At 57.8% G+C, this 18,956-nt stretch carries 19 protein-coding genes; 8 read left to right on the top strand and 11 right to left on the bottom strand.

The features are described 5' to 3' along the window. Positions 1–47 precede the first annotated feature (47 nt). A complete protein-coding gene (locus tag NLM33_RS40565) occupies positions 48–332 on the bottom strand; it encodes a hypothetical protein (protein WP_254102515.1) in 285 nt (94 codons plus the stop codon). A 169-nt stretch (positions 333–501) separates the two neighbouring features. Between NLM33_RS40565 and NLM33_RS40570 the strand changes: the two genes are divergently transcribed. Beyond that, complete coding sequence (locus tag NLM33_RS40570; protein WP_254102513.1) at positions 502–1,827, top strand: transposase; 1,326 nt, start codon at positions 502–504, stop codon at positions 1,825–1,827. Here the strand turns inward: NLM33_RS40570 and NLM33_RS40575 are convergent. The 3 genes from NLM33_RS40575 to NLM33_RS40585 all read right to left on the bottom strand — a co-directional run bounded on the left by NLM33_RS40575 (position 1,815) and on the right by NLM33_RS40585 (position 4,198). Further along, the gene (locus NLM33_RS40575; RefSeq protein WP_254104019.1) at positions 1,815–2,387 is read right to left on the bottom strand and encodes an HNH endonuclease; all 573 of its coding nucleotides are present in this window, start codon (positions 2,385–2,387) and stop codon (positions 1,815–1,817) included. The genes NLM33_RS40570 and NLM33_RS40575 overlap by 13 nt on opposite strands. After that, positions 2,371–3,675: an AAA family ATPase gene (locus NLM33_RS40580; RefSeq protein ID WP_254104020.1), complete on the bottom strand. Its 1,305-nt coding sequence runs from the start codon at positions 3,673–3,675 to the stop codon at positions 2,371–2,373. Before NLM33_RS40580 ends, NLM33_RS40575 begins: the two co-directional genes overlap by 17 nt. A 262-nt stretch (positions 3,676–3,937) precedes the next feature. After that, a complete protein-coding gene (locus NLM33_RS40585; protein ID WP_254104021.1) occupies positions 3,938–4,198 on the bottom strand; it encodes a DNA-binding protein in 261 nt (86 codons plus the stop codon). A 557-nt stretch (positions 4,199–4,755) separates the two neighbouring features. Between NLM33_RS40585 and NLM33_RS40590 the strand changes: the two genes are divergently transcribed. Then, complete coding sequence (locus NLM33_RS40590) at positions 4,756–5,109, top strand: hypothetical protein (protein WP_254104022.1); 354 nt, start codon at positions 4,756–4,758, stop codon at positions 5,107–5,109. A gap of 72 nt (positions 5,110–5,181) precedes the next feature. Here the strand turns inward: NLM33_RS40590 and NLM33_RS40595 are convergent, their stop codons facing one another. After that, entirely contained in the window at positions 5,182–5,361 is a 180-nt protein-coding gene (locus NLM33_RS40595) for a hypothetical protein (protein ID WP_254104023.1), read from the bottom strand. Between the two features lie 348 nt (positions 5,362–5,709). Here NLM33_RS40595 and NLM33_RS40600 point away from each other — a divergent pair, with 348 nt between their 5' ends. Further along, positions 5,710–6,417, top strand: a complete 708-nt coding sequence (locus tag NLM33_RS40600) for a hypothetical protein (RefSeq protein ID WP_254104024.1) — start codon at positions 5,710–5,712, stop codon at positions 6,415–6,417. 48 nt (positions 6,418–6,465) lie between these two features. Here the strand turns inward: NLM33_RS40600 and NLM33_RS40605 are convergent, their stop codons facing one another. Genes NLM33_RS40605 through NLM33_RS40615 form a run of 3 tightly spaced genes read right to left on the bottom strand, consistent with a single transcriptional unit; the run spans position 6,466 to position 9,987 of the window. Continuing rightward, positions 6,466–7,596 (bottom strand): hypothetical protein, encoded by a 1,131-nt coding sequence (locus NLM33_RS40605; RefSeq protein ID WP_254104025.1) that lies wholly within the window; start codon positions 7,594–7,596, stop codon positions 6,466–6,468. Next, complete coding sequence (locus tag NLM33_RS40610; RefSeq protein WP_254104026.1) at positions 7,499–9,799, bottom strand: NACHT domain-containing NTPase; 2,301 nt, start codon at positions 9,797–9,799, stop codon at positions 7,499–7,501. The genes NLM33_RS40605 and NLM33_RS40610 overlap by 98 nt, the downstream gene beginning before the upstream one ends. After that, complete coding sequence (locus NLM33_RS40615) at positions 9,796–9,987, bottom strand: hypothetical protein (RefSeq protein ID WP_254104027.1); 192 nt, start codon at positions 9,985–9,987, stop codon at positions 9,796–9,798. The genes NLM33_RS40610 and NLM33_RS40615 overlap by 4 nt, the downstream gene beginning before the upstream one ends. A 229-nt stretch (positions 9,988–10,216) precedes the next feature. On the opposite strand from NLM33_RS40615, the gene NLM33_RS40620 reads away from it, so the two are divergent. The 5 genes from NLM33_RS40620 to NLM33_RS40640 all read left to right on the top strand — a co-directional run bounded on the left by NLM33_RS40620 (position 10,217) and on the right by NLM33_RS40640 (position 15,399). Further along, entirely contained in the window at positions 10,217–11,824 is a 1,608-nt protein-coding gene (locus NLM33_RS40620; RefSeq protein WP_254104028.1) for an LA2681 family HEPN domain-containing protein, read from the top strand. Between the two features lie 218 nt (positions 11,825–12,042). Then, on the top strand, positions 12,043–12,954 hold the full coding sequence (locus NLM33_RS40625; RefSeq protein ID WP_254104029.1) for a hypothetical protein: 912 nt from the start codon (positions 12,043–12,045) through the stop codon (positions 12,952–12,954). Further along, positions 12,929–13,579 (top strand): GTP pyrophosphokinase family protein, encoded by a 651-nt coding sequence (locus NLM33_RS40630; RefSeq protein ID WP_254104030.1) that lies wholly within the window; start codon positions 12,929–12,931, stop codon positions 13,577–13,579. Before NLM33_RS40625 ends, NLM33_RS40630 begins: the two co-directional genes overlap by 26 nt. A 28-nt stretch (positions 13,580–13,607) precedes the next feature. Further along, a complete protein-coding gene (locus NLM33_RS40635) occupies positions 13,608–14,426 on the top strand; it encodes a hypothetical protein (RefSeq protein WP_254104031.1) in 819 nt (272 codons plus the stop codon). Continuing rightward, complete coding sequence (locus NLM33_RS40640; RefSeq protein WP_254104032.1) at positions 14,419–15,399, top strand: hypothetical protein; 981 nt, start codon at positions 14,419–14,421, stop codon at positions 15,397–15,399. The genes NLM33_RS40635 and NLM33_RS40640 overlap by 8 nt, the downstream gene beginning before the upstream one ends. On the opposite strand, the gene NLM33_RS40645 is transcribed toward NLM33_RS40640, so the two are convergent. The 3 genes from NLM33_RS40645 to NLM33_RS40655 all read right to left on the bottom strand — a co-directional run bounded on the left by NLM33_RS40645 (position 15,400) and on the right by NLM33_RS40655 (position 18,885). Beyond that, positions 15,400–16,140 carry a UPF0489 family protein gene (locus NLM33_RS40645; RefSeq protein ID WP_254104033.1) on the bottom strand — a complete coding sequence of 247 codons (741 nt, stop codon included), beginning with the start codon at positions 16,138–16,140 and terminating at the stop codon, positions 15,400–15,402. Positions 16,141–16,276: 136 nt separating this feature from the next. Continuing rightward, a complete protein-coding gene (locus NLM33_RS40650) occupies positions 16,277–17,230 on the bottom strand; it encodes a hypothetical protein (protein ID WP_254104034.1) in 954 nt (317 codons plus the stop codon). 284 nt (positions 17,231–17,514) lie between these two features. Continuing rightward, entirely contained in the window at positions 17,515–18,885 is a 1,371-nt protein-coding gene (locus tag NLM33_RS40655; RefSeq protein ID WP_254104035.1) for a hypothetical protein, read from the bottom strand. Between the last annotated feature and the right edge of the window lie 71 nt (positions 18,886–18,956).

Genomic DNA, 18,956 nt, shown 5'->3' on the forward strand with positions numbered 1-18,956 from the left:
ATTTCTGCAGGGCCTCTAAGCTTGACTTTGGCCAATTTTACACTTGTTCATCTTGTACGCGGAACCCTGAACATCGGATCGTTCTCGACGATTTCATGAGCGCTCGTGAGCATGAGTTTCATGCGCCCCATATTGCCAAAGGTCGTCCAGCGCCCCTTCACGTTCGACCAGTAGAAGAGCTCGAAGCGATCGGTATCTGGAATGGGGCGCAGCCGTGCGACCGGAGTTGAAGTCCGACGGTTGATAACTAAATAACCGCCACTGCTCTTTTCTATGTCGTGATGCGTGAACTGAGCAGCAATCTGGGCAAGCGTTGGGTCGGATTTTGCCATAGCGCTCAATGTGCTCGATGGGTGCCGCGCGGGCCAGGATGAATCGGTTTGCCGACTCAATTTGTCGCAGCTGGACGAGGTTGCTGCGATTCATCGTGCCGATTCTACCGATGGGATGCAACACGCCCGCCTTCTCCCCCGCTCTTGCGATCCGCTGCCGCCGCGTTTTGTGGCCCGGCTTGCCGTCTTCACCGATCTGTTCACACGCCCCACTTGGCTGAATGTTCTGACGCTGCTCGCCGGCGTTATCCTGGCGCCCGGCCGGCGCACTGTCACGGCGGCGCTGCGCATCTTAGGGCGGGAGCGCGATCGCGATTTCTGTACTTTCCATCGCGTCCTCAACCGAGTGGCGTGGTCGTCGCGGGCCGCGGCAGGCCACCTGCTGCTCCTGCTGATCAAGGTCTTCGTGCCGGCCGGCGAGGCGGTGGTGATCGGGCTCGATGACACCATTGAGCGGCGCTGGGGGCCCAAGATCAGCGCCCGCGGCATCTATCGCGATCCGGTGCGCTCCTCCAAGGGGCACTTCGTCAAAGCCAGCGGCCTGCGCTGGCTTTCTGCCATGTTGCTGGTGCGCGTGCCGTGGGCCGATCGCGTCATGGCGCTGCCTTTCCTCACGCTGCTCGCCCCCTCCAAACGCTTCTATGACGGCAAATCGCGCTCGCCCAAGACGCTGCTCGATTGGGCCCGCCAGGCCGCCCGGCAAATCCGCCGCTGGTTGCCCGATCGATATATCGTACTGGTCGCCGACAGCGCCTTTGCGGCCATCGAATTCCTTGCCGCAGTCCGCAAGCACGTCTGCGTCGTCACCCGCCTGCGCCTCGATGCCAACCTGTTCGAATTTCCCCGACCAAAGCGCAAAGCTCGTGGCCGCCCTCCAATTCGAGGCAAGCCCCACAAAAAACTCTCTGCCATCCTCAAGGATCGCAACGTGTCCTGGACGCGTTATCGGGTCAGTCTCTGGTACGGCCGAACCAATCGCACCGTCGAGATCGCAACCGGCACTGCGCTGTGGTATCGCGGCGGTGTTCCGCCGGTGCCGATCCGCTGGCTGCTCGTCCGCGACCCAACCGGCGAACTCGACCCACAGGCTTTCCTGGCGACCGATCTCAACGCTCATCCCCGCGACATCCTCGCTTGGTTCGTCAGTCGCTGGCAGGTCGAAGTCACCTTCGAGGAAGTTCGCGCTCACCTCGGTGTCGAGACCCAGCGCCAGTGGTCGGACAAAGCCATTCTGCGCTCCACCCCGATTTTGCTCGGCCTCTACTCCATCATCACTCTATGGACCCACGACCTCGCCAAGGCACGAAAGCTGAAGCCCAGAACCGCAGCTTGGTATCCAAAAGCCACCCTGACCTTTAGCGATGCGATCGCCGCCGTTCGACGCCAAATATGGGCTCATCAGATTTCTTTCATGTCCCGGCCGCGCCGTGACAGCATAGAAATTCCGCGCCATATCTGGCACCGGATGGAGAACGCGCTCGCCTACGCCGCATAAATCGGCCAAAGTCGAGCTAAGAGCGTCTCTTTTAACGCGTGGTTCTGAGCTGCCTTGATCTCAATGAGCCGTCGCTCAAGGTCTTGTAGCTTTTCGTGACGTCGCTCAATTAGCGCGATCCTATTCAGGTCCAACCCAACAGATGTGTTTCTCCCGTGTTCATCCTTCGCACGCAACATCGGCCCCAAGAATTGTAGGTGATCGCCGGGATCTTCAGTGTAGGGATCTATAAAGCCCTCGTTGTCCCGCTTCTTGGTGTTACAGATGTCGCACGCCAGCGTGAGATTGGACCAGTCATAGGTCAGCTCTGGTTTGACTGATTTCGGCAGAATATGCTCGATGTCTCCGAACGTGACGTGATTTGGGTTGCTTTCACAATAGGCGCATTTATTGTGGGTTTCGCCCTTGATCGCGTCCTTTATGTCTTTGTGATTGTATTTGGACTTTCGGAGCTCTTCGGCTTTCTCACCGGCAGCGATGGCCGCAAGCAGCTCTTGCGTCCACTGGGCAGCATGCCGTTGAAGCCGCGCGGGCATAAGACCTTTAGTTAGCCGAATCATTTTTATTCGCTAGCTTCGAAAGAGCTTCAGGAAAAAGTTCATTGAGCCCAGCATCTTTCAGCTCGACCCGAAGACCATCCAAGGTCGCTGCATTGATGTCGCGATCCTGGTATCGTGCAACGACTGCCGCCAAGTCTTGCTCAACCCATTCCGGCAGCGTGGTTGGTAGGCCTAACACCTGTCGCAGAATCTCGGACGCTGTTCCTGCTCGCTTTGCGTAGTCGAGACGTTCGCTCACAATTCTTCTTCGCTCAGTCGGAATGTCGCTGTCTTCGCTTTCATATCGAAGCACGTAGACGGCCGAGTCTTTGAGCGAAGAGACAATGAACGGGCTATGGGTCGCTACGATAAACTGTATCTTTGGAAATGCCGTCACGAGGCTCGGAAAGAGGCTTCGTTGAAGCGACGGGTGAAGGTGATTTTCCGGCTCATCGATAGTGACAACGAAATCACCGTCTTGCATATCAGACCGAAGTGTACAGGCGTAGAGAAGCGCCGTGAGTTCGACAATGCTTGTAAGTCCGCCTGACGCCGCGTCCAGGATGAATTCTCCAGACTCCGTGACGAGGACAATGTCGGGAGGACGGATAGAGAGATCTCGAAATCCCAGAGACTTCGGAAGAACGGCGCGCAGCGTCCTTACGAACCCATCAAAAGCATCCCGCTGAGCTGTGTCCGGCTGGAAGACCGAGTTACCTTCCCCGATCGCAGCCCACGCGGCCAAAGTTTGCTTGATCATTCCTATCAGGGACCGATTGGAGTGACCGCCCATGTATCGGTTGCGGGCTTCTCCGACAAACCAGTCATAGGCATCCTGCGGTGGAACGCCCCGGAATGGGATATTGTCGACGGATTGATATCCCGAAAGGAGGCGGTGAGAGCTAACAGGTACGCCTCTCACAGCCTGCTGGCTGGGAATGTTCAATGCATACGTATTCCCGACATGCTCTGGAACTGAAATTGCGGACTGCATGCCCGACGAGTAGGTTATCTCACCGACCTGCACCTCTTGGTGGGGTACCGGCAAACTAAACGTAAATCGCTGTCGAAAGCGGAATAGCCGGCCAATGAGATAACTTATTCCACCGCTGCTGTTCTTCGTCGGTACAGAGAAGTAGGGTCTTTCAACGCCGAGATGACGCGACAGCAAATTAAGAATAGTGCTTTTGCCGGCGCCGTTCGCGCCGGTCAGCACTGTCAACCGATTGTGAAACTGAAGATCGACTTGCGCAAACTGTCGCCAGTTGTGAAGCTTCAATTGCTTGAATTTAATCGCCGGTTCGACCATACAATCATCTATAGTGCAATAATATGAAGTTGAACCTTGGGTAGCATGCTGCCCTGGCAATAGCAATTAAGCCAAAGTCGAGATCCGGCTCCACTGGCGCCGACTAGCTCAAGCTCGAAAACCGTTGCCTCATATCAGCCTCGAGCTTCTCAGAATATCCCCCAGGACCCAATCCCGTCACCGACAAGCTGCCGAATGACCGGCCGCTGATCATCACGGGCGAAAGAATGGCAAGATGGCCCGAAGCTATTGACCGGTACTACTACTGGTTAGGTCCGAGAACCCGGTTCTCCTGTGCCGCAATGAAATCCAGCAAGACGGATTTGCGCGCGCAAAGCAAGGAGCCGAGCCGGAAGACCGGCAACCTCGAGGACTCTGCCAGATAGTAGATTTTGCGCCGGTTACGACCGCGTTGCTCATCACTAGTGCCGAGAAAGAGAAACTCGGCGATCGCGTCCGCTCCTTCCAGGATGTCGTGAGCGAGATGAGCGTACTTGTTCTGCGCGGCGGCGTCTGGCGGCATTTGTCCTCCCGTATGTTGTTGACTCGTCCTTCGTGGACACGAAAGACATTCACGTTGCGACGGATGAGTGCTTGCTCATGAGGCCGCTTTTGCCAGCATTTTTGATAGCTGCCAAAAATGGGTACTCGGTCGCGTCCATGGCGCCCATTGCTTGAGAACGAGCGCTTGCGGAATGAGCTGATTGCCTTTTTTTGGTAGGCTGAAAGTCAATTTCAAAATGCCGCAACGCAAAACATTCACAATAGCTCCGCGCGCGGGCCGTTCAGCGCATACGATGATGTTCTAACGTTTTGTCCGCAAAACGAGTGAGCGCGTTCCAGATTGGTCGTTGTCAAATTTTGCCAACCATTCCGTCTAGATTCCCAACCCTTCCTATCAGCAATGGCGAACGAATTCGGTACACCGGAATCTCCTCAACCAGAAAAGGAGATCTCCATGAAAGTCCTCACAATCGGAAAAAGACTCGTGCCCCTCGAACAGGTCGCTTGCGTCGAGCCATTCGATCCGGCAGCCAATCCCGAGTTCAAGCCTGAGAAAGAGTCAAGGCGCGGCTGATCATGCTCAATCGCGATATCGTTCTCACCGAGCAATCGCCGATGGAGTTCGCAACCGAGCACGGACTCCACCTCTTTACGGAAGACACCGTGGCCGTGAACCAGGCCATCGTCTTCCGGGTCGAAACCTTCGAGCCCACAGAAGGGTTCAACCCGACAAAGCCCTACAAGACCCGGCTCAAATGGCGCGACCTCGCGGGTAACGAGCAAAGCAAGCTTCTGCTGACAGACCCCGAGACAGTCATCGCCGAGATACTGAAGAGCAAGGTCGAGACCGCTCCGACCGCGAAGCGTTTGGCCAAGCAGCCTGCACGGGGGCGCAGCGGCTCCCGCAGGATGGAAGGATTCCGCACCTAGCAGCCGAACGGTTTGGGAGTAGAGATGGCCCCTGCTGGCGCAACCAGCGGGGGCTTTTTCTTTGACGTTGGGTCAATGGTGAAGCCCGCGCCGGGTCATGGTGCGGCGGATGCTGTCGAGACTGGCCAGTATCGTGTGCCGCGCCGCGGTGCCGGCTTCGAATGCGGGAAGCGTCCATTCAAGGTCGGCGGCAAGCCAGCAAAGCTCATCCCGCGTCAGATGCATCAGTTCGTCGATCGTCCATGGCTGCATTGTCTCCTCCATCGCTGGGCCGCGCCAATCGCGGCCTTCGCGGGAGGCCGTTGCGACGGAGGAGGCGGATGCATCGTTAGACCGAAACGAAGTGGAGGAGTGCGGCTCGCCCACCGAAGCCTTGTGAAGGCGGGAGCACTTGCATCCATGAGCCGACGAGAGGTGCGAAGAGGCCGGAGCAAGGACGCGTGGTGCGGGAGTGATGGAGGAGCGTGCGGCCGTCGACACGACGATCAAGCAACCGAGACCGGCGAACGCAGCAAACGAAGCTGTTGCAGCGAACCCTTGCAAGACGTCGTGTGCACCGGCAGAGTCATTTGCCAACGAAGTCATGGAAAAAATGCACCGATGGAACTGAAGCTTCCGAATGACTGTCTGGTCGTGTTTGCCGACGATACCGGTCACGAAGCCCTTGTCCCGGACCAGCCTGTCTATGGCCTTGGCGGCTGCGCCGTACTCGCGCAAGATCTTGATGCTATCGTTCGGACGCCGTGGCGCGAGGTAAGGCGGCAAGCGACCGGTTCGCCCGACACCTCGCTTCATGCCAGCGACTTTGGCCGGAGCGCGACCCGCGAGCAGATTCTCACGGCTGCCGCGTTCTTCCGTCAGGGCCGCTTTGCACGGTTTGGCACTATCGTGTCGGTCGATACCGCGTTTTCCGACAATCTTGGCCCTCTACCAACCATCGCTTTGGTGCTCAGACAACGCATTGTCGACATCGCCCGGTGGACCCGCTTCCGTTCAGTCGCGGTGATCTTCGAATCGTCGGAACGCGCCGATCCCCTGGTCGAGGAGGCGTTTCAGAACTTCTCTCTCGAGGAGAATGGGAAGCCGCTGCCGGTCGAATGCTATTTCATGCGCAAGCGAGAAGGCGAACCTGGCCTCGAAGTCGCCGATTTCATCATGCACGCGATCGGCCGGCAGGCACGTCACAATCTCACCAAACGGGGCACGTTTGTCCCTGACTTCGCCGCCGTCTTTCACGGCATCGATACAAAGCTGGTCAGCTTTATGGAAGTATCAGCGGTCGTGCAGAACACAGGGCAAGCAGGTTAGGCTTCGCTGGAATGACGCCTCACGCGGATTGGCCTTACCCCAAGAAACTCATGCCACCCGAAGGCTCCGGCCAACTCTTACGATCGTGATCCCAAGACGGCCGGCCAACGGCTCGATTGCGTCGAAAAAACTGCTTCGCATGTCGGCCTTAGGAGGCTGGTTATGAAGTGCGATGAGCAAGTCCAGCGCGGCGCGGTCACCGTGGGCTGCGATGGCACCTATTCCGCCGTATGGTACATTGGATCGTTGGGCGCGCGCGAACCGTTCAGCGAGCGACAGGGGCAAAAGCCTTCTCTTGCGGCGCAGCTCATCGAGGGCGCTGCGGATCGTATTCCCATCCTTATCCTCGTCATCAAGGCGGGGGTCGTCCGGATCGCCCACCGCATGAACCATGCTTTCGAGCCTATCAATCGCGCGTACCGAGCCCAATCTGAGAGCAGCACCCGCAATTCTAATACGCTCTATCTCGCTCGCATCGTTTCGGTCCATCCAGCCCTCGACGAGATCGGCCCACACATCCAACGCGGGATGGGGCGGCGCGGGTTGGAGTGCGCCTCCAAGCAGGCTATCCATTTCGTAGATCGACGTCATGCCAATAACAGCGTTGCCCGCGAACGCGGCTGCCTGCTCAGCGGATTGGACGCGAGCCCGAACGGCGTTCGCAGCGGCTTCGCCAAGCTCGCGGATTGGATAATGTCCGAAGAGCGCGACGGTTATGCCGGCCAAGCGAAGGTCCAGCGTTCCCAAGTTCGCTACCAACTGCCGGAACGCTTGTTCATCGCCGTACCGTGCCGAGAACGCGATCATGATGCCTTGCAGGGAATGCGGAATGGTCGGATCGCGGCCACAGGCGCGGATAAAATCCAACCGCTCCTTCTCGTCCTTGAAGGCGTATGACAGCCGCCCCGCGATCTCCTCATGCAGCTCGGGGCTGCGGCCATGATCGCGAAGAATATTGAGCATCCTTTCCCGCGGATCTGCACTTCGCGATATGGCTTTCAGCGCCGCCCAGCGATCACCGTAGTCGCTCGATTGAAGAGCGCGGTCGATGATAGGCCAGGCCCGCTGATCAAGCGAACCATCAGCTATTGAGAAGGCCTCCAACCGCAGTTCGTCGGGAAGCGTCTCGTCGCAGGCAAGGTCGAGCGCGAGATTTGGTGTAATGCGCGTCGCATCCAACTGTCCCACCAGGTCTGAGAGCCCGGAAAGCTGATCGGGTGATATTGACTGGCTTCTCGCTTTCTCGACGTACATCGTGAGCGGCCTCATCGCCGAGCCGGTCAATGGCGGCCTGAAACGAACGAACGCGCGTGAAGCGGTCCAATCCTCGATCGTGCAGTGCTTGCAACACTTCCCTTGTGAGAGCGGGATCGTCGGCCCGAGCGACGATCTCGCCCGCTCCACTTTCGAGAAGCCAACGATGTCCCAGCATGCCGCGGATTTCAGGTAGTATCGGTTGCGAAAAGCCATCGGCTATCATGCGCCCGATGCGCTCCCTGATCCGCCAGGATGATGACGTGTCCCAGACGGCCGCGAGCTGCCTCGCTACCTCGTCCCTCAGCTCAACATCCACTTTCGCGCCGTTGAGAACGCACCGAGCGACCAGACGCAAGCCGGTGGAAAACGCGTCGTCACCCCGCTCCAGCATCTCACGGATAATTGGAGACGGTTGTTGGTGCAGCTCAAGGGCGAATTGTATGACCTGAGCCCAAGGACGCTGAACCGCGTCATCAATTCGGTGCGAGAGCGTCTGAGCTTCCTCGCGCACGAGATGGCATGCGGCGAGATACTCCTGAACAATAGGATAGGGGAACTGCAGGCGTAACGCGCTTTGCCGACGAAGCACTCCCTGCGTAAGCAACTTGGACAGAATGCCGTCCGGCGCTTCTCCAGGCACATCGAAGCGGGCCGCGATCTCCATCACCTCGCGTTCGGTCGCGCCAATCTCTTGAGCTTCGAGCCGATCATACGCGAGCGCTTCGGCCACTCGCCGCAGGGCCGATGCGTCGGCCGGTGTCGACTGAACCGACTTATGCTCGTGCGGACTGAACAAGGTCTTCAGGTAACTCTCGATCAGGTCCGCCCGTCCATTCGGCATCGTTCTCGGAGCGTTGGCAAGCACCAGCAATATGGCCAGAAAGAGCGGGATTTTCGCCAAGCGAGCGAGGTCCGGGTAAGCTTCCAGACGGCGGACGAACTCCCAGCCGTCCAGGCCAGGCACGCGAGTTTTCATCGCTTCGGCGAAACGAACGATATCCGAGTTGTCGAGCGGTAGGAGTTCGACCAACCGGGCTTCCGCAGGACCAGTTAGAACAGCTCGATCGCGGACGGTAAGCAGCCAAGGCACGAGCGGGTATCGAGCCGAGAAGTTTGCAATACGAGTAAGCACCGCCCGGCGCCGACTCGAGGGGATCTCATCCAGACCGTCGAAGAGGAGAACGGCAGATCCCTGCTCTGCAAGGCGGGACCAGTCAACCCGGACGTTGAGCTCGCGATTGACTTCGTCGGCGAGGAACTCCAGCACGCTAACATCGCTGGCCGCGAAAGTCGCGAGCGGCACGAATACCGGCACATAGGGAGTTCTGATAAGACGCGTTGCCACGGCGTTTAACAATGCCGATTTGCCGTAACCGGGACCGGCAACCACGATGCAGCGGTCGACCAACTCGGACGGAAAGGATCGCAGGTCGACGTTCGACCGTTCAACCGCGGACTCCCAAGTTGGCTCCTCATCCTCGAAGTCCGAGGGAGTCGCTCGTTCAAGATCACGGGCGCGCGGCCACACGAACAGCTCTTCGCAACTTCCGGAGATGCCTGTCCCCGGTATCTCAATCCGCGATATGCGCGCGATCGTCGACCGGTACGCCGGCAGCCCCCACTCAGCCGGCTCGGTAACTTCGACACCAAACTCCGTCGACAGCCTGGTTCGAAGCGGAGTAGCCAGAAATAGCGCCCTGCGGCGTGCGTCGCCGCCCGCGACGTCGCGCAATATCGACAGAAATCGGGAGGGGAGAGCGAAGGCGGTACCCAATCGACGCCGCTCAAAAGCGCGCTCGATTTCGTCGAGAGGAGCGATCTCTACCGTCGTGCGGCGGAACAGCTCCAAAACCTCCACTCTGCCTGACAAGGCACGCTCGACCCCCGCAAGGACTTTCCTGTGCCGATCGGCCATGCGCTCGGTCCATTCGGCTGAGTCCGGCGCCGTTTCGGCTCGCTCGCACAAATCGCGCAGGGCCCTCGCAGTCTCGTCAGCCTCTCCAAAGACGATCACAAGGCGATCCTCTCCGGAAAAATCCGGACGAGCCATCTGCGTCGCCAAATCGTTCCAGAGATTATTCCACGCATCGGTAGCTGGCTGAACGCGTGTCTTGGCCTGAATCAATCGCGATGGTTATCTGCATAGCGGACGACGATATCGTCCACGTCTGCCGGCGCTTCGACCCGAACCTCGATTACCCGCTCGCGTGGAGGCAGGCGTCCCAAATCGAGGAGATCAGCCAGAAACCGTGCGGCGACGGTATTCTGATAAAAAATGCCGTCCTGTGTTGTTGGGCCGCCCGGTTCTGCCATGGAATCACGTCTTCTGGTTCAACGGCCGATAGACCGCAACCCATTGTTTAGCTCAGTTCTCCAGATCGGCAAAACGGCGTAAGGACGCAAGAGTGGGCCGGAAACGGCGGGGCGTGTAGTCGGATCGCGGTACTCCGCCTGTGGCCCGCGCTAGGCGCGCAAATCTTTACCGTTGCATCACATGCCCAACGCGCGGCGGATTGCTTGAACGGCTTGCGGCCGGTTGCTGATGCGCGGCGATCTTTCTATTCTCGCGCTTATGATAACCGACCCGGCTCAAATGCTGCAAAAGCTTATCGCTCTGGGTCCCCCGCAGGCGACTGAGACCGGCAGCCGTGCTCTCGAACGAATTGGGATGCTCATCGATCTCGCGGGCGATCTTGGCCGCGATGATACGACGGTGCTTGCGCTCGAATGGTGCGATCTCTTGATACAGGGCAAGCTCACGAAGCAGCAGCAGGTCTTGCTCGATTACTTTCGCGCCAACGCTTGGGCCAGCCGCAAACGGTTGAAGCACCACGACCCGGATTCGGCATGGCAATGGGAGCAGCCTGAACTACAGAGCGAGATATTCTACCTCAGAAGAGCCGCGCACGCGCCGGGCTTCGAAAAGCTATCCGCGTTGCGTCGCTGCCAGATACTCACCAATCTGGGTAACCTGCTCAATACGCTCGGCCGTTGTGTGGAAGCCGTGGCCGTGTGGACGCGTGCGCTCTCGATTGATCCAAAATTCGGAATGGCTCGAGGAAATCGCGGTTCTGGCCTCACACGATATGCTTCCAGTCTGTATGACGATGAGCATAGAGGCTTGTTTTTTCTTCGGGCCTACGAAGATCTGTGTGACGCCCTTTCACCGAAGACCAGATATGTCGGTCCTGAAGGTGTAGGCGCCACGAAAGTCTTTGCCAATCTTAAGGAGCGGATCGAGGCCGCCATCCATCTTGATCGCGCAAAAAGCGTTAAGTGGGATCGTGAACGGATCGGGCGATCGGCAAGCGAGCGTCAGTACCGCCGTTGGGCACTGCATGAGGGGTTGTTCCTGAAGCCCCTTAATGATCTCGGCCCGCATAGCATCGCCGCGATTGATCTGCTTTCTCTTCCAAGCTTCACAAGCAATCTGGGAGAACCTCCATCGCTCATCGCCTTCTTCGACCAAATGAAGCAAGAGTTCGTCTCGGGTCGGTGGCTACTCTTCGAGGGCCTTCATTCCGACGAAGTACACTTTTCCGACCGCGATGTCGTGCTTTACAACACGCTCGACTATCCCAGCTATTCTCTTGCAGTTGAAAAGGTAAAGGCTGCTTTCCGCATCGCCTATTCGGTGCTCGACAAGATAGCGTTCTTCCTGAACGATTACGCCAAACTCGGCATTCCGGCCCGGCGCGTTTACTTCAAGACGATCTGGTACGAGAAGTGCGATCCAGCCCGAGCTGTCCGGCAGGAATTCCTGCAATCCAAGAACTTGCCGTTCCGCGCCCTCTACTGGCTCGCCAAGGACCTGTTCGATCCGATGCTGCAGGACACGATGGAGCCCGATGCAAAGGAGCTATATACAATCCGCAATCACCTCGAGCACAGCTATCTCCGGGTGCACGAAATCCTGATGCGCAAACAAGCTGGTGCACCGCCCGATCCCTGGGCGGACCGGTTGGCCTATTCCGTCGCCCGCAGCGAGCTGAATGCCAAGACCATTCAACTCTATCGTCTTGCCCGCGCCGGTCTGATCTATCTGGCGCTCGGCATGCATCAGGAAGAGGCCACGCGCGACCGAGGGGCACCGAAGGGCCTCAAGATGCCGATGATCCTGGATCGTTGGTCTGACAAGTGGAAGGTCTGAGGTCAGCCCGAGCGCTGCTTCGGCGCGACGCCCGGCATCCCTCAATTCGCCGGGCTTGTTCATGCAACCTTGACGGGCTAGCATCGGAAAAAAGCAAGGCGCGGCAAAGGGGGGAAGCGGTGCCCGTTCAGCACATTCATACCTATTTGGTTCACCCTGGGAAAAGTTCGGCGGAAATTCGACAGATCAATGGTGCGTCGGTCCCACTTACGGGCAGCATGTTCGATCTGCTCGACGGGATTTATACCCGTGCCGACCAAGAATGCGACATCGACATCATCTTCAAACCCACTGGCGGGGTACAGCAGAATCCCTGCCGAGATCTCATTTGCGCTCACCTCGATAGTCCAACGTTGCCGAGCGGACGCGCTATCGCCGAGCGGCTGCAGGTGCATACCGATCGGCGAGCCGGAATCGGCTTGCTGTTTCTGATCGTCGGCAAGGAAGGACGCGAGCATAAGATTGTGCTGTCCCGATTTCCGACCGATAGCGCTATTCTCGTCGAGGAGAATCCTCGGAGCCTCGATGTCGCGTTCCTTGAACGCGTGTTCATGAAGAACAAGACCTCGTACAAGGCTGTCCTGTATCGGGATGCATCTTTGCGCGCGGGCTTTTGGGATGGCAAAGCGATCGATAAGCAAACCAACCCTGCTGGCGAGAGCGCCGATTATTGGATTGCCGATTTCCTCGCCTCCGATTTCCGCGTGACCCCGAAGCAGGGCACCTCCCGCCTCGCGACCACCCTGCGAGACGCCATCAAAACAGCCGATATCGCCGTGAAGCAGGAGATCGTTGCGGCCGCGACGCTCGCCAGGACACTTCCTCGAATATCGATGAGCATCAACGAATTTGCTAATCGCTTTAATCTATCGGCTCCAGCACGCGAGTCCGTATCGCAACAACTCAGGAATCCGCATCTGGCGGAGGAACGCTTCCTGTTCTCGGCAACTGATTTCGCGAGCATCATGGCTTATCGATCGATGGAGCTCGATAATGGCGCAACGCTAACCGCACCGTCCGCCGAATTTGACGATGTCTTCAGGCAAGAAGTCATCGACGGTCGCGCGCACAGAGTTCGGTTCACGACACAGGGCACGGTAATCAATGACAAGCTCAAACCAAAAGCCTGACGACCTGAGGACGCAGTATAAGGAACGTTACGAAAAGGTTCTTGCGCCGCTTGCCGACGAACTGCGGGCCTATCTGTCTCGCTGCCTGGAAGGGCAGCCAAGAATTGATCGGATCTCGGCCCGTCCGAAGGACATCGACAGATTTATCGCCAAGGCGACCAAGCTGGTCGGCGGGAAGCCGAAATATCAGGAGCCATTGGCCGAAATACAGGACCAGGTCGGCGCGCGCATCATCACATACTACCAGTCGGATGTTGCGAGGCTCGATCCTCTGATCCAGCAATGGTTCAGACCCATAGAGTACCGAGACCATGTGCCGGAGTCCCACTGGGAATTTGGATACTTCGGGCGGCACTACATCCTCGCGATACCGTCCGACGTCATCAGCTCTGGATGGTCTAAGGAAATGATCCCCCGATTCTTTGAGTTGCAGGTGAAGACCTTGTTCGAGCACGCATGGTCCGAAGCCGAGCATGATCTCGGCTACAAGCCGGGCGAAGCTCCTCTTACACCGCAGCAAACGCGCAGCCTCGCCTACACGTCTGCCCAAGCGTGGGGGGCGGATAAGATGTTCGACGATCTGTTTCGGGAACGCGCTGGAACTATGGGCGGCCCCGCCAACTGACTCCTCCCGGCATTGCTACGGAACACCTATGACGAGAAAACTGCCTCTCACAGACTTCCGCGCTATCAGACATCAACTTGAACCAGATGATTTTGCCATCAGTGACAGCGAGGATATTGCCCCGACCGACTTGATTGATGAACAAACATGGGCCGGTATCACTCATCTTACCGACGACGTGGCCATTCGCACATCAGACCACAATGGCATCCGGCTAAGTCTCCTTCATAGCCTGTGGAGCGACTGGATTGTTGCCATCGGAGACCCCGATCATCCCGACGAGCTCTATGGCTGCATGCTGGATGCCGCTGATGCCTTTCAGTGCGTCAATTTTCTTCTGTTGCATGGCTACTATCGAGCCGCCATGGCAGAACTTCGCGTGGCGCTTGAACTGGTTATGATCGGTTCATATGGCAATCGAAAACCGGCCGACACCGACTACGTCACATGGAAAACCAGTGGCTCTGAACTGGGCTTCACGCGCGTCAGAAAACGACTGCACGGGATGCTGACACAGGACCAATGTAACTGGCTGCTTGCTGACGGGGAGATTCTCAGCATGACGTTTCGTCACGTGTGCAATTTTACGCATTCGCGTCCCGATTCAAGCGATGGCGCTCTCTGGGAGAGCAACGGTCCTGTGTACGTGCATGATGTATTAATGCGCGCGTTCTTTACGGTTCTGAGTGTTTATGCAGTTTGCTACTTGCTCGTCCGGATCGCTCGCCCGGCCTTTGTGCTGCCCAAAGATATCCGAATTCTTTTCGAGGAAAATTGGGTGCCCGGCCGTGAGGCTATCGCCAAGGCTTTCGAGCAGCTTTTCAAGGAACGAGCGAGTCATGGCTGATCTGCCGGGACTAGTAAATCAATTGGGCAATCTAACGGTGCTCGAATCGGCGGAGCTTTCGAAGATGCTTCGCGAGCGACTTGAGGGCTCGCCCAAGAGAAAGCATCTAAGCTTCAATGAGGGTAAGGTATGCGATGCGATTGTGCGCCGGCTCGAAGAACGCGAACAGCAAGTACGTGCAAACCTCCGTTGGCCAGAGCAGGAAAATCACCAGCACCCTGTCGAGGTGGTCTTTGATCTGGGCAGTCAGCTTTATGCGCTCGAGCATACCGGCATCGAGCCGTTCGATGGCCACATACGCATGGAAGCGCAGACCGAGAAGCTCTTCGCACCTATCACGACCGCGCTCAAAGATGCGCTCGGAGCGGGCGCTCTGTTCGAGCTCTACCTGCCGATCAATTCGCTTAATGGTCGCAAGCCGGCCCAGCTTTCGGTGATTCAGCAGGCAATCATCGACTGGGTAAAAGAGACCGCACCGACGATCCCCAAGCGTCCCTTCCCGGACTACAAAGGAAACGGTGTCGGCCCTTCAAGACCGCCAAATGTGCCATTCGATGTGGCCCTTTGCCGCTTCGAGCCGCCAATCGTTCCGGGCACGCATTTCCAGATCAGGCATACGGTAGACGATATCGAGAAGCTGCGCACGGACCGGATGCAGGCCGCGATCGACAAGAAATTTCCGAAACTTGCCGCGTGGAAAGCGAACGAGGGGGCCAAATCGATTCTCGTGCTGGAGCAGAACGACATCCAGCTTACCAATCCCTCCATTGTGGCTGACGTCTATCTACCGTTGGCCAAGGCGCGCGAAGATAGGCCGGATGAAACCTATCTGGTCGCATCATGCATGAGCCCGAATTGGTGGATGTGGCCAATCTTAATCGGCGATCGTTCGTACGACGATTATGCCAAGAGCGATGATCCGAGCTTCTGGCAATTTGAGCCATCCAAGCTTGCGTCGCTGACGGAGCGGTAGTCAGCGGGGAAGTACGAATTCGATTCCCAGAGGCTTCAAGACGATATCCAGGACCGCTTCGCTGTGTTCCCAGCCACCACAATATTCGGGTGAGAGCGCTATCGTCAGCACGCTGATTTTGCCGCTACTCAAATGAGCGCCGACTGTCTTCATCGTATTCGATATGTATGCTTCGGACATCATGCACCGAGCAGGCTCGACGTCGACTCCGTGCCAAAAGAAGTAATCCAGATCGAGGTTGAAAGTCCAAGGGACTTGAGACTCGTTCAACCAGTAATCGAGGTTAGATGGCACATGCCAGAGATCGCAGTTCATATGGGGGCATTTTGGCGTCGTGCCCTTACCATGAGTCGCGAAGTAGGCGGTGTCCATCGCGTCTCCGAACACGGCCAAGAAAATGGATAGATAATTGTCCCAGCCGAACAGAGGGAGCGGCTGCGGAATGTCCTGGTATTTGACCTTGCGCTCCAGATACTCATCGATGCCAAGGGCCCAATCGGGCGGCAGATTGTCCAGCCATGTCGTCATCCGGCTGGCAAGCGTGTCGTAGTGCTGATCCATATGAAAGAGCGAATACGGCTGTTTGGGATCGATATGTTGCAGCCAGCACCACAGCGCCGCACGATGGTTGTCCATCACGTACACATTCTGACGCTTCCACAAGAAGTTTTGGGTGAAGGCACCTGAGTGGTTCCTCCCGCGAAACGGGACCAACCATTCGCCTTCGGATGCTTCCGACATCATCGTACCTTAAGTTCGAAGGAGCCACCGAGCGGGGACAATTCAGGCGCGGCGCTCCGATCGCGCGTCCAGACCCTTCGGCCTCGCAGGCATGATGTGAGGGCCGGAAACGACGACGAGGGACACGGCGGCCGGGTTAGCTCTTGTCTTCAAATTCCTCGACTGCGGACACGTATCCCTGGACATAGATCTCCGTCTCGCATGCGCCTGTGCTTGACATGAAATCCATGCATATCTGATCCGGTGTATTGATGGCCAACTGAAACTTCCCTCGGTCGCTGTTCCGCTGGAGATCGACCACATTGCCGGAGCCCGGAACAAGCTTTCCTCCGTGTTGCGGAAGTACGCATCCTCGGACAGTTCGCGGCTGACAGAATGGACTGTGACCATCAGAAGTGCCTCCCGATGTTATTCGGAAAAGCTGAGAGCTTTGCACGCGGGCCTGTATTGTCTTTTTTGGCTTTGGCACCACAATGAGGGTCAGAACGGCGTCATCCGGAATTGGATAAGCGGATTTCGGCTCCTTGAATACGAAGGACTTCGAGTCGAGACTGACGCCGATAGGCGTCTTTCGAAAGCGGAACGGGATGATTTGTATTTCCCCCACCGCATCACCATTTAGTTTGACGGGTTGAGTGAGTGGACCGAGGTCAATCAAGAGCGACGAGTTTACGATCGCATCTTTTCCAAACTTGCCCTCCATGGTCTGCTGGTCATCTGTGCGCAGCTTGATCGTTAATGGGAAATCGGTCTGTTTTCCCTTGAATAGAAGGCCGCCTGCAAGAATGACAAACACGAACATCGCCGCCGGTCCACCAAATTCGAACACCGTGCCGAAAAGTTGACCCTTTGCCGAACCAATCGAACGCAATACGCCGAAAAGGACAACGGCACAGACGAGTGCCAGAAAGAGCAGCAGCAGGTAGTAGGCCTGATCTCCGAAGGCGTTCGCCGCCAGCGTGTCCAGGTGGCTGACCAGATAATTTCCCACGACGAGTGCTAACAGCGCCGCAACCAGTGCGACCACCGCATAAAATGCAGGGGAGGCCGGTTGCCGTGGAACGGGCGGTTTTGGATGTGCAGACATCATCGCTCCCCTCCGGGATGGGCACAGGCATTTTGCCTCTTGCTTGGCTCATCGCAAGACTTATGAGGGGTCTCAACCCAAAATTGTTCATGCCGCCGATGCCTAATGCTCGGGAAAGCCCGGTGGGAAGCCGCGACTTCGATACGTATCGAACTTTGTGCATAGCACCGCCGCCAGAAGTTCGCGAACTTTTCGAGAGATTACGGACCTTTCCACTAATCCAGGAGTAAAGCGGGCCTCCCTCTTGGCAATATGATCGGGAAACGTAGCGGCGTTAGCAAGCAAGCCTAGCCGAATGCGGCCACGTTTCGCAAAGTGGTCAAGCTCGGCAGCAGCTGAAGGGCCACGCCCTCGATGCGCACGAAATCGGTGACTCTCTTCACCGTCGTGGACGTTCCATTCTGTGATGGAATGCTGAAATCGGACGATGCGCCGGGGAAGGCGCTGTTTCCGGTCAGCGGATCCTGGCCGACTTGATCGGGAAACACCGGACTGAAGTCCGTCCGGCCCAGCCAGCGCATGATGGTGTAGAATTGCTTGTTGAGATTTGCGCACAGGAACATGCCGACAAGGCCGCGATCCACGCCATCGTCCTGCTCGCCTTCGAGGAGAGGGCCATATGGCATGCCGCGCCGGAGGACCCGCGGATAGCCGCCCGGAAACAGCGTCTTGTTCACGTCGTTCAACGGCTGGTGACGCGCGTTGGCGACGCGAATATGCGCGGCCAGCGGACACTTGATGCCGTGGGGATCATCGACGTAGTCGAAATCGTCGCGGAGTGCGGCGGCCTCGTCGGGCCGGTCCGGAGACAGCATCAGCGGCGTCCCGTCCCGCCATCGGCCCATCATCTTCGCAGCCAGGTACTCCTCCGCGTCCGCTTGCGGCAATGTCGGTGCGAGCTTTGGCGCGTTCTCGCGCAGGAAGCGGTTGAAGGCCGCGACATCCTGATACAGCATCATGAATGCCATGAACGACCCATCGCGCACGAAATCGCTGAACGGCGGTTGGTCCGGGTAGCTCGAGTAATTCGGCGACGGATAGCCAAGCACAAAGTCGCCTCGGGGAAGAGCACCGCCAGTGGGGATATCGTTGTCCCAATCCACCGAGGGATGCGAGATACCGTCCCGGTAACCGAAATGCAGCCGAAACCCGTTGACCGCGCGACCCGTGATCGGTTCGCCCTCGGCCGAGGTGAGAAGCTCCAGCATGTCGGCGCGCTCAGCCGCTGCCTTCACATGGGTGGTCACATCCCGTAGTTCGTCCTCGGAGCTGACGCTGAGATGCACGATGACGTGTATGTCGGTGCTCAGGAAACGCTTCTTCCACCAATTCGCGGGCGTGCTGGCGCCTGACGCGCGCAGCGATTCCGAGAGCGGTGGTTCGTTGAACAGATAGAAAGCTGACGCGGCGGCGGCCTCGCCGCCCATCGTATCAAAGGCGCCCAGCGCGAGAAGTCCGTTCCAGCTCAGCGAGATGTTGAGGATAGGAGCGGCGCCCAGGGCAGCGGGATCTCCCTTGGACACGGACGGCAACAGGTCCGACAGGAATTGACGTCCCCCGTCCTTCTTTTTCACCTGGAAAAGCAGGTGTCGGGTGATCGGATGCAGGCTCGACCCGAGCAGCAGGGATTGGACATTGTCGCGACTTAAAGGGGCCATGGTGTCACCAGATCCCGGCTGCCCGCGCTTGGCCGCACGCGGCTGCGTCGTCGCAGCCGCAGCGCGGCCGT

Origin of the sequence: Bradyrhizobium sp. CCGUVB1N3 (genome assembly GCF_024199925.1) — a bacterium.
Taxonomy (GTDB): Bacteria; Pseudomonadota; Alphaproteobacteria; order Rhizobiales; family Xanthobacteraceae; genus Bradyrhizobium.

Excerpts from the sequence above, each read along its gene's own strand:
- NLM33_RS40655 (WP_254104035.1), bottom strand. The coding sequence starts at position 18,885 with ATGGCCCCTTTAAGTCGCGACAATGTCCAATCCCTGCTGCTCGGGTCG.
- NLM33_RS40575 (WP_254104019.1), bottom strand. The coding sequence starts at position 2,387 with ATGATTCGGCTAACTAAAGGTCTTATGCCCGCGCGGCTTCAACGGCAT.
- NLM33_RS40645 (WP_254104033.1), bottom strand. The coding sequence starts at position 16,140 with ATGTCGGAAGCATCCGAAGGCGAATGGTTGGTCCCGTTTCGCGGGAGG.
- NLM33_RS40600 (WP_254104024.1), top strand. The coding sequence starts at position 5,710 with ATGGAACTGAAGCTTCCGAATGACTGTCTGGTCGTGTTTGCCGACGAT.
- NLM33_RS40620 (WP_254104028.1), top strand. The coding sequence starts at position 10,217 with ATGCGCGGCGATCTTTCTATTCTCGCGCTTATGATAACCGACCCGGCT.
- NLM33_RS40595 (WP_254104023.1), bottom strand. The coding sequence starts at position 5,361 with ATGCAGCCATGGACGATCGACGAACTGATGCATCTGACGCGGGATGAG.
- NLM33_RS40640 (WP_254104032.1), top strand. The coding sequence starts at position 14,419 with ATGGCTGATCTGCCGGGACTAGTAAATCAATTGGGCAATCTAACGGTG.
- NLM33_RS40625 (WP_254104029.1), top strand. The coding sequence starts at position 12,043 with ATGTTCGATCTGCTCGACGGGATTTATACCCGTGCCGACCAAGAATGC.
- NLM33_RS40630 (WP_254104030.1), top strand. The coding sequence starts at position 12,929 with ATGACAAGCTCAAACCAAAAGCCTGACGACCTGAGGACGCAGTATAAG.
- NLM33_RS40615 (WP_254104027.1), bottom strand. The coding sequence starts at position 9,987 with ATGGCAGAACCGGGCGGCCCAACAACACAGGACGGCATTTTTTATCAG.
- NLM33_RS40580 (WP_254104020.1), bottom strand. The coding sequence starts at position 3,675 with ATGGTCGAACCGGCGATTAAATTCAAGCAATTGAAGCTTCACAACTGG.
- NLM33_RS40635 (WP_254104031.1), top strand. The coding sequence starts at position 13,608 with ATGACGAGAAAACTGCCTCTCACAGACTTCCGCGCTATCAGACATCAA.
- NLM33_RS40565 (WP_254102515.1), bottom strand. The coding sequence starts at position 332 with ATGGCAAAATCCGACCCAACGCTTGCCCAGATTGCTGCTCAGTTCACG.
- NLM33_RS40650 (WP_254104034.1), bottom strand. The coding sequence starts at position 17,230 with ATGATGTCTGCACATCCAAAACCGCCCGTTCCACGGCAACCGGCCTCC.
- NLM33_RS40585 (WP_254104021.1), bottom strand. The coding sequence starts at position 4,198 with ATGCCGCCAGACGCCGCCGCGCAGAACAAGTACGCTCATCTCGCTCAC.
- NLM33_RS40590 (WP_254104022.1), top strand. The coding sequence starts at position 4,756 with ATGCTCAATCGCGATATCGTTCTCACCGAGCAATCGCCGATGGAGTTC.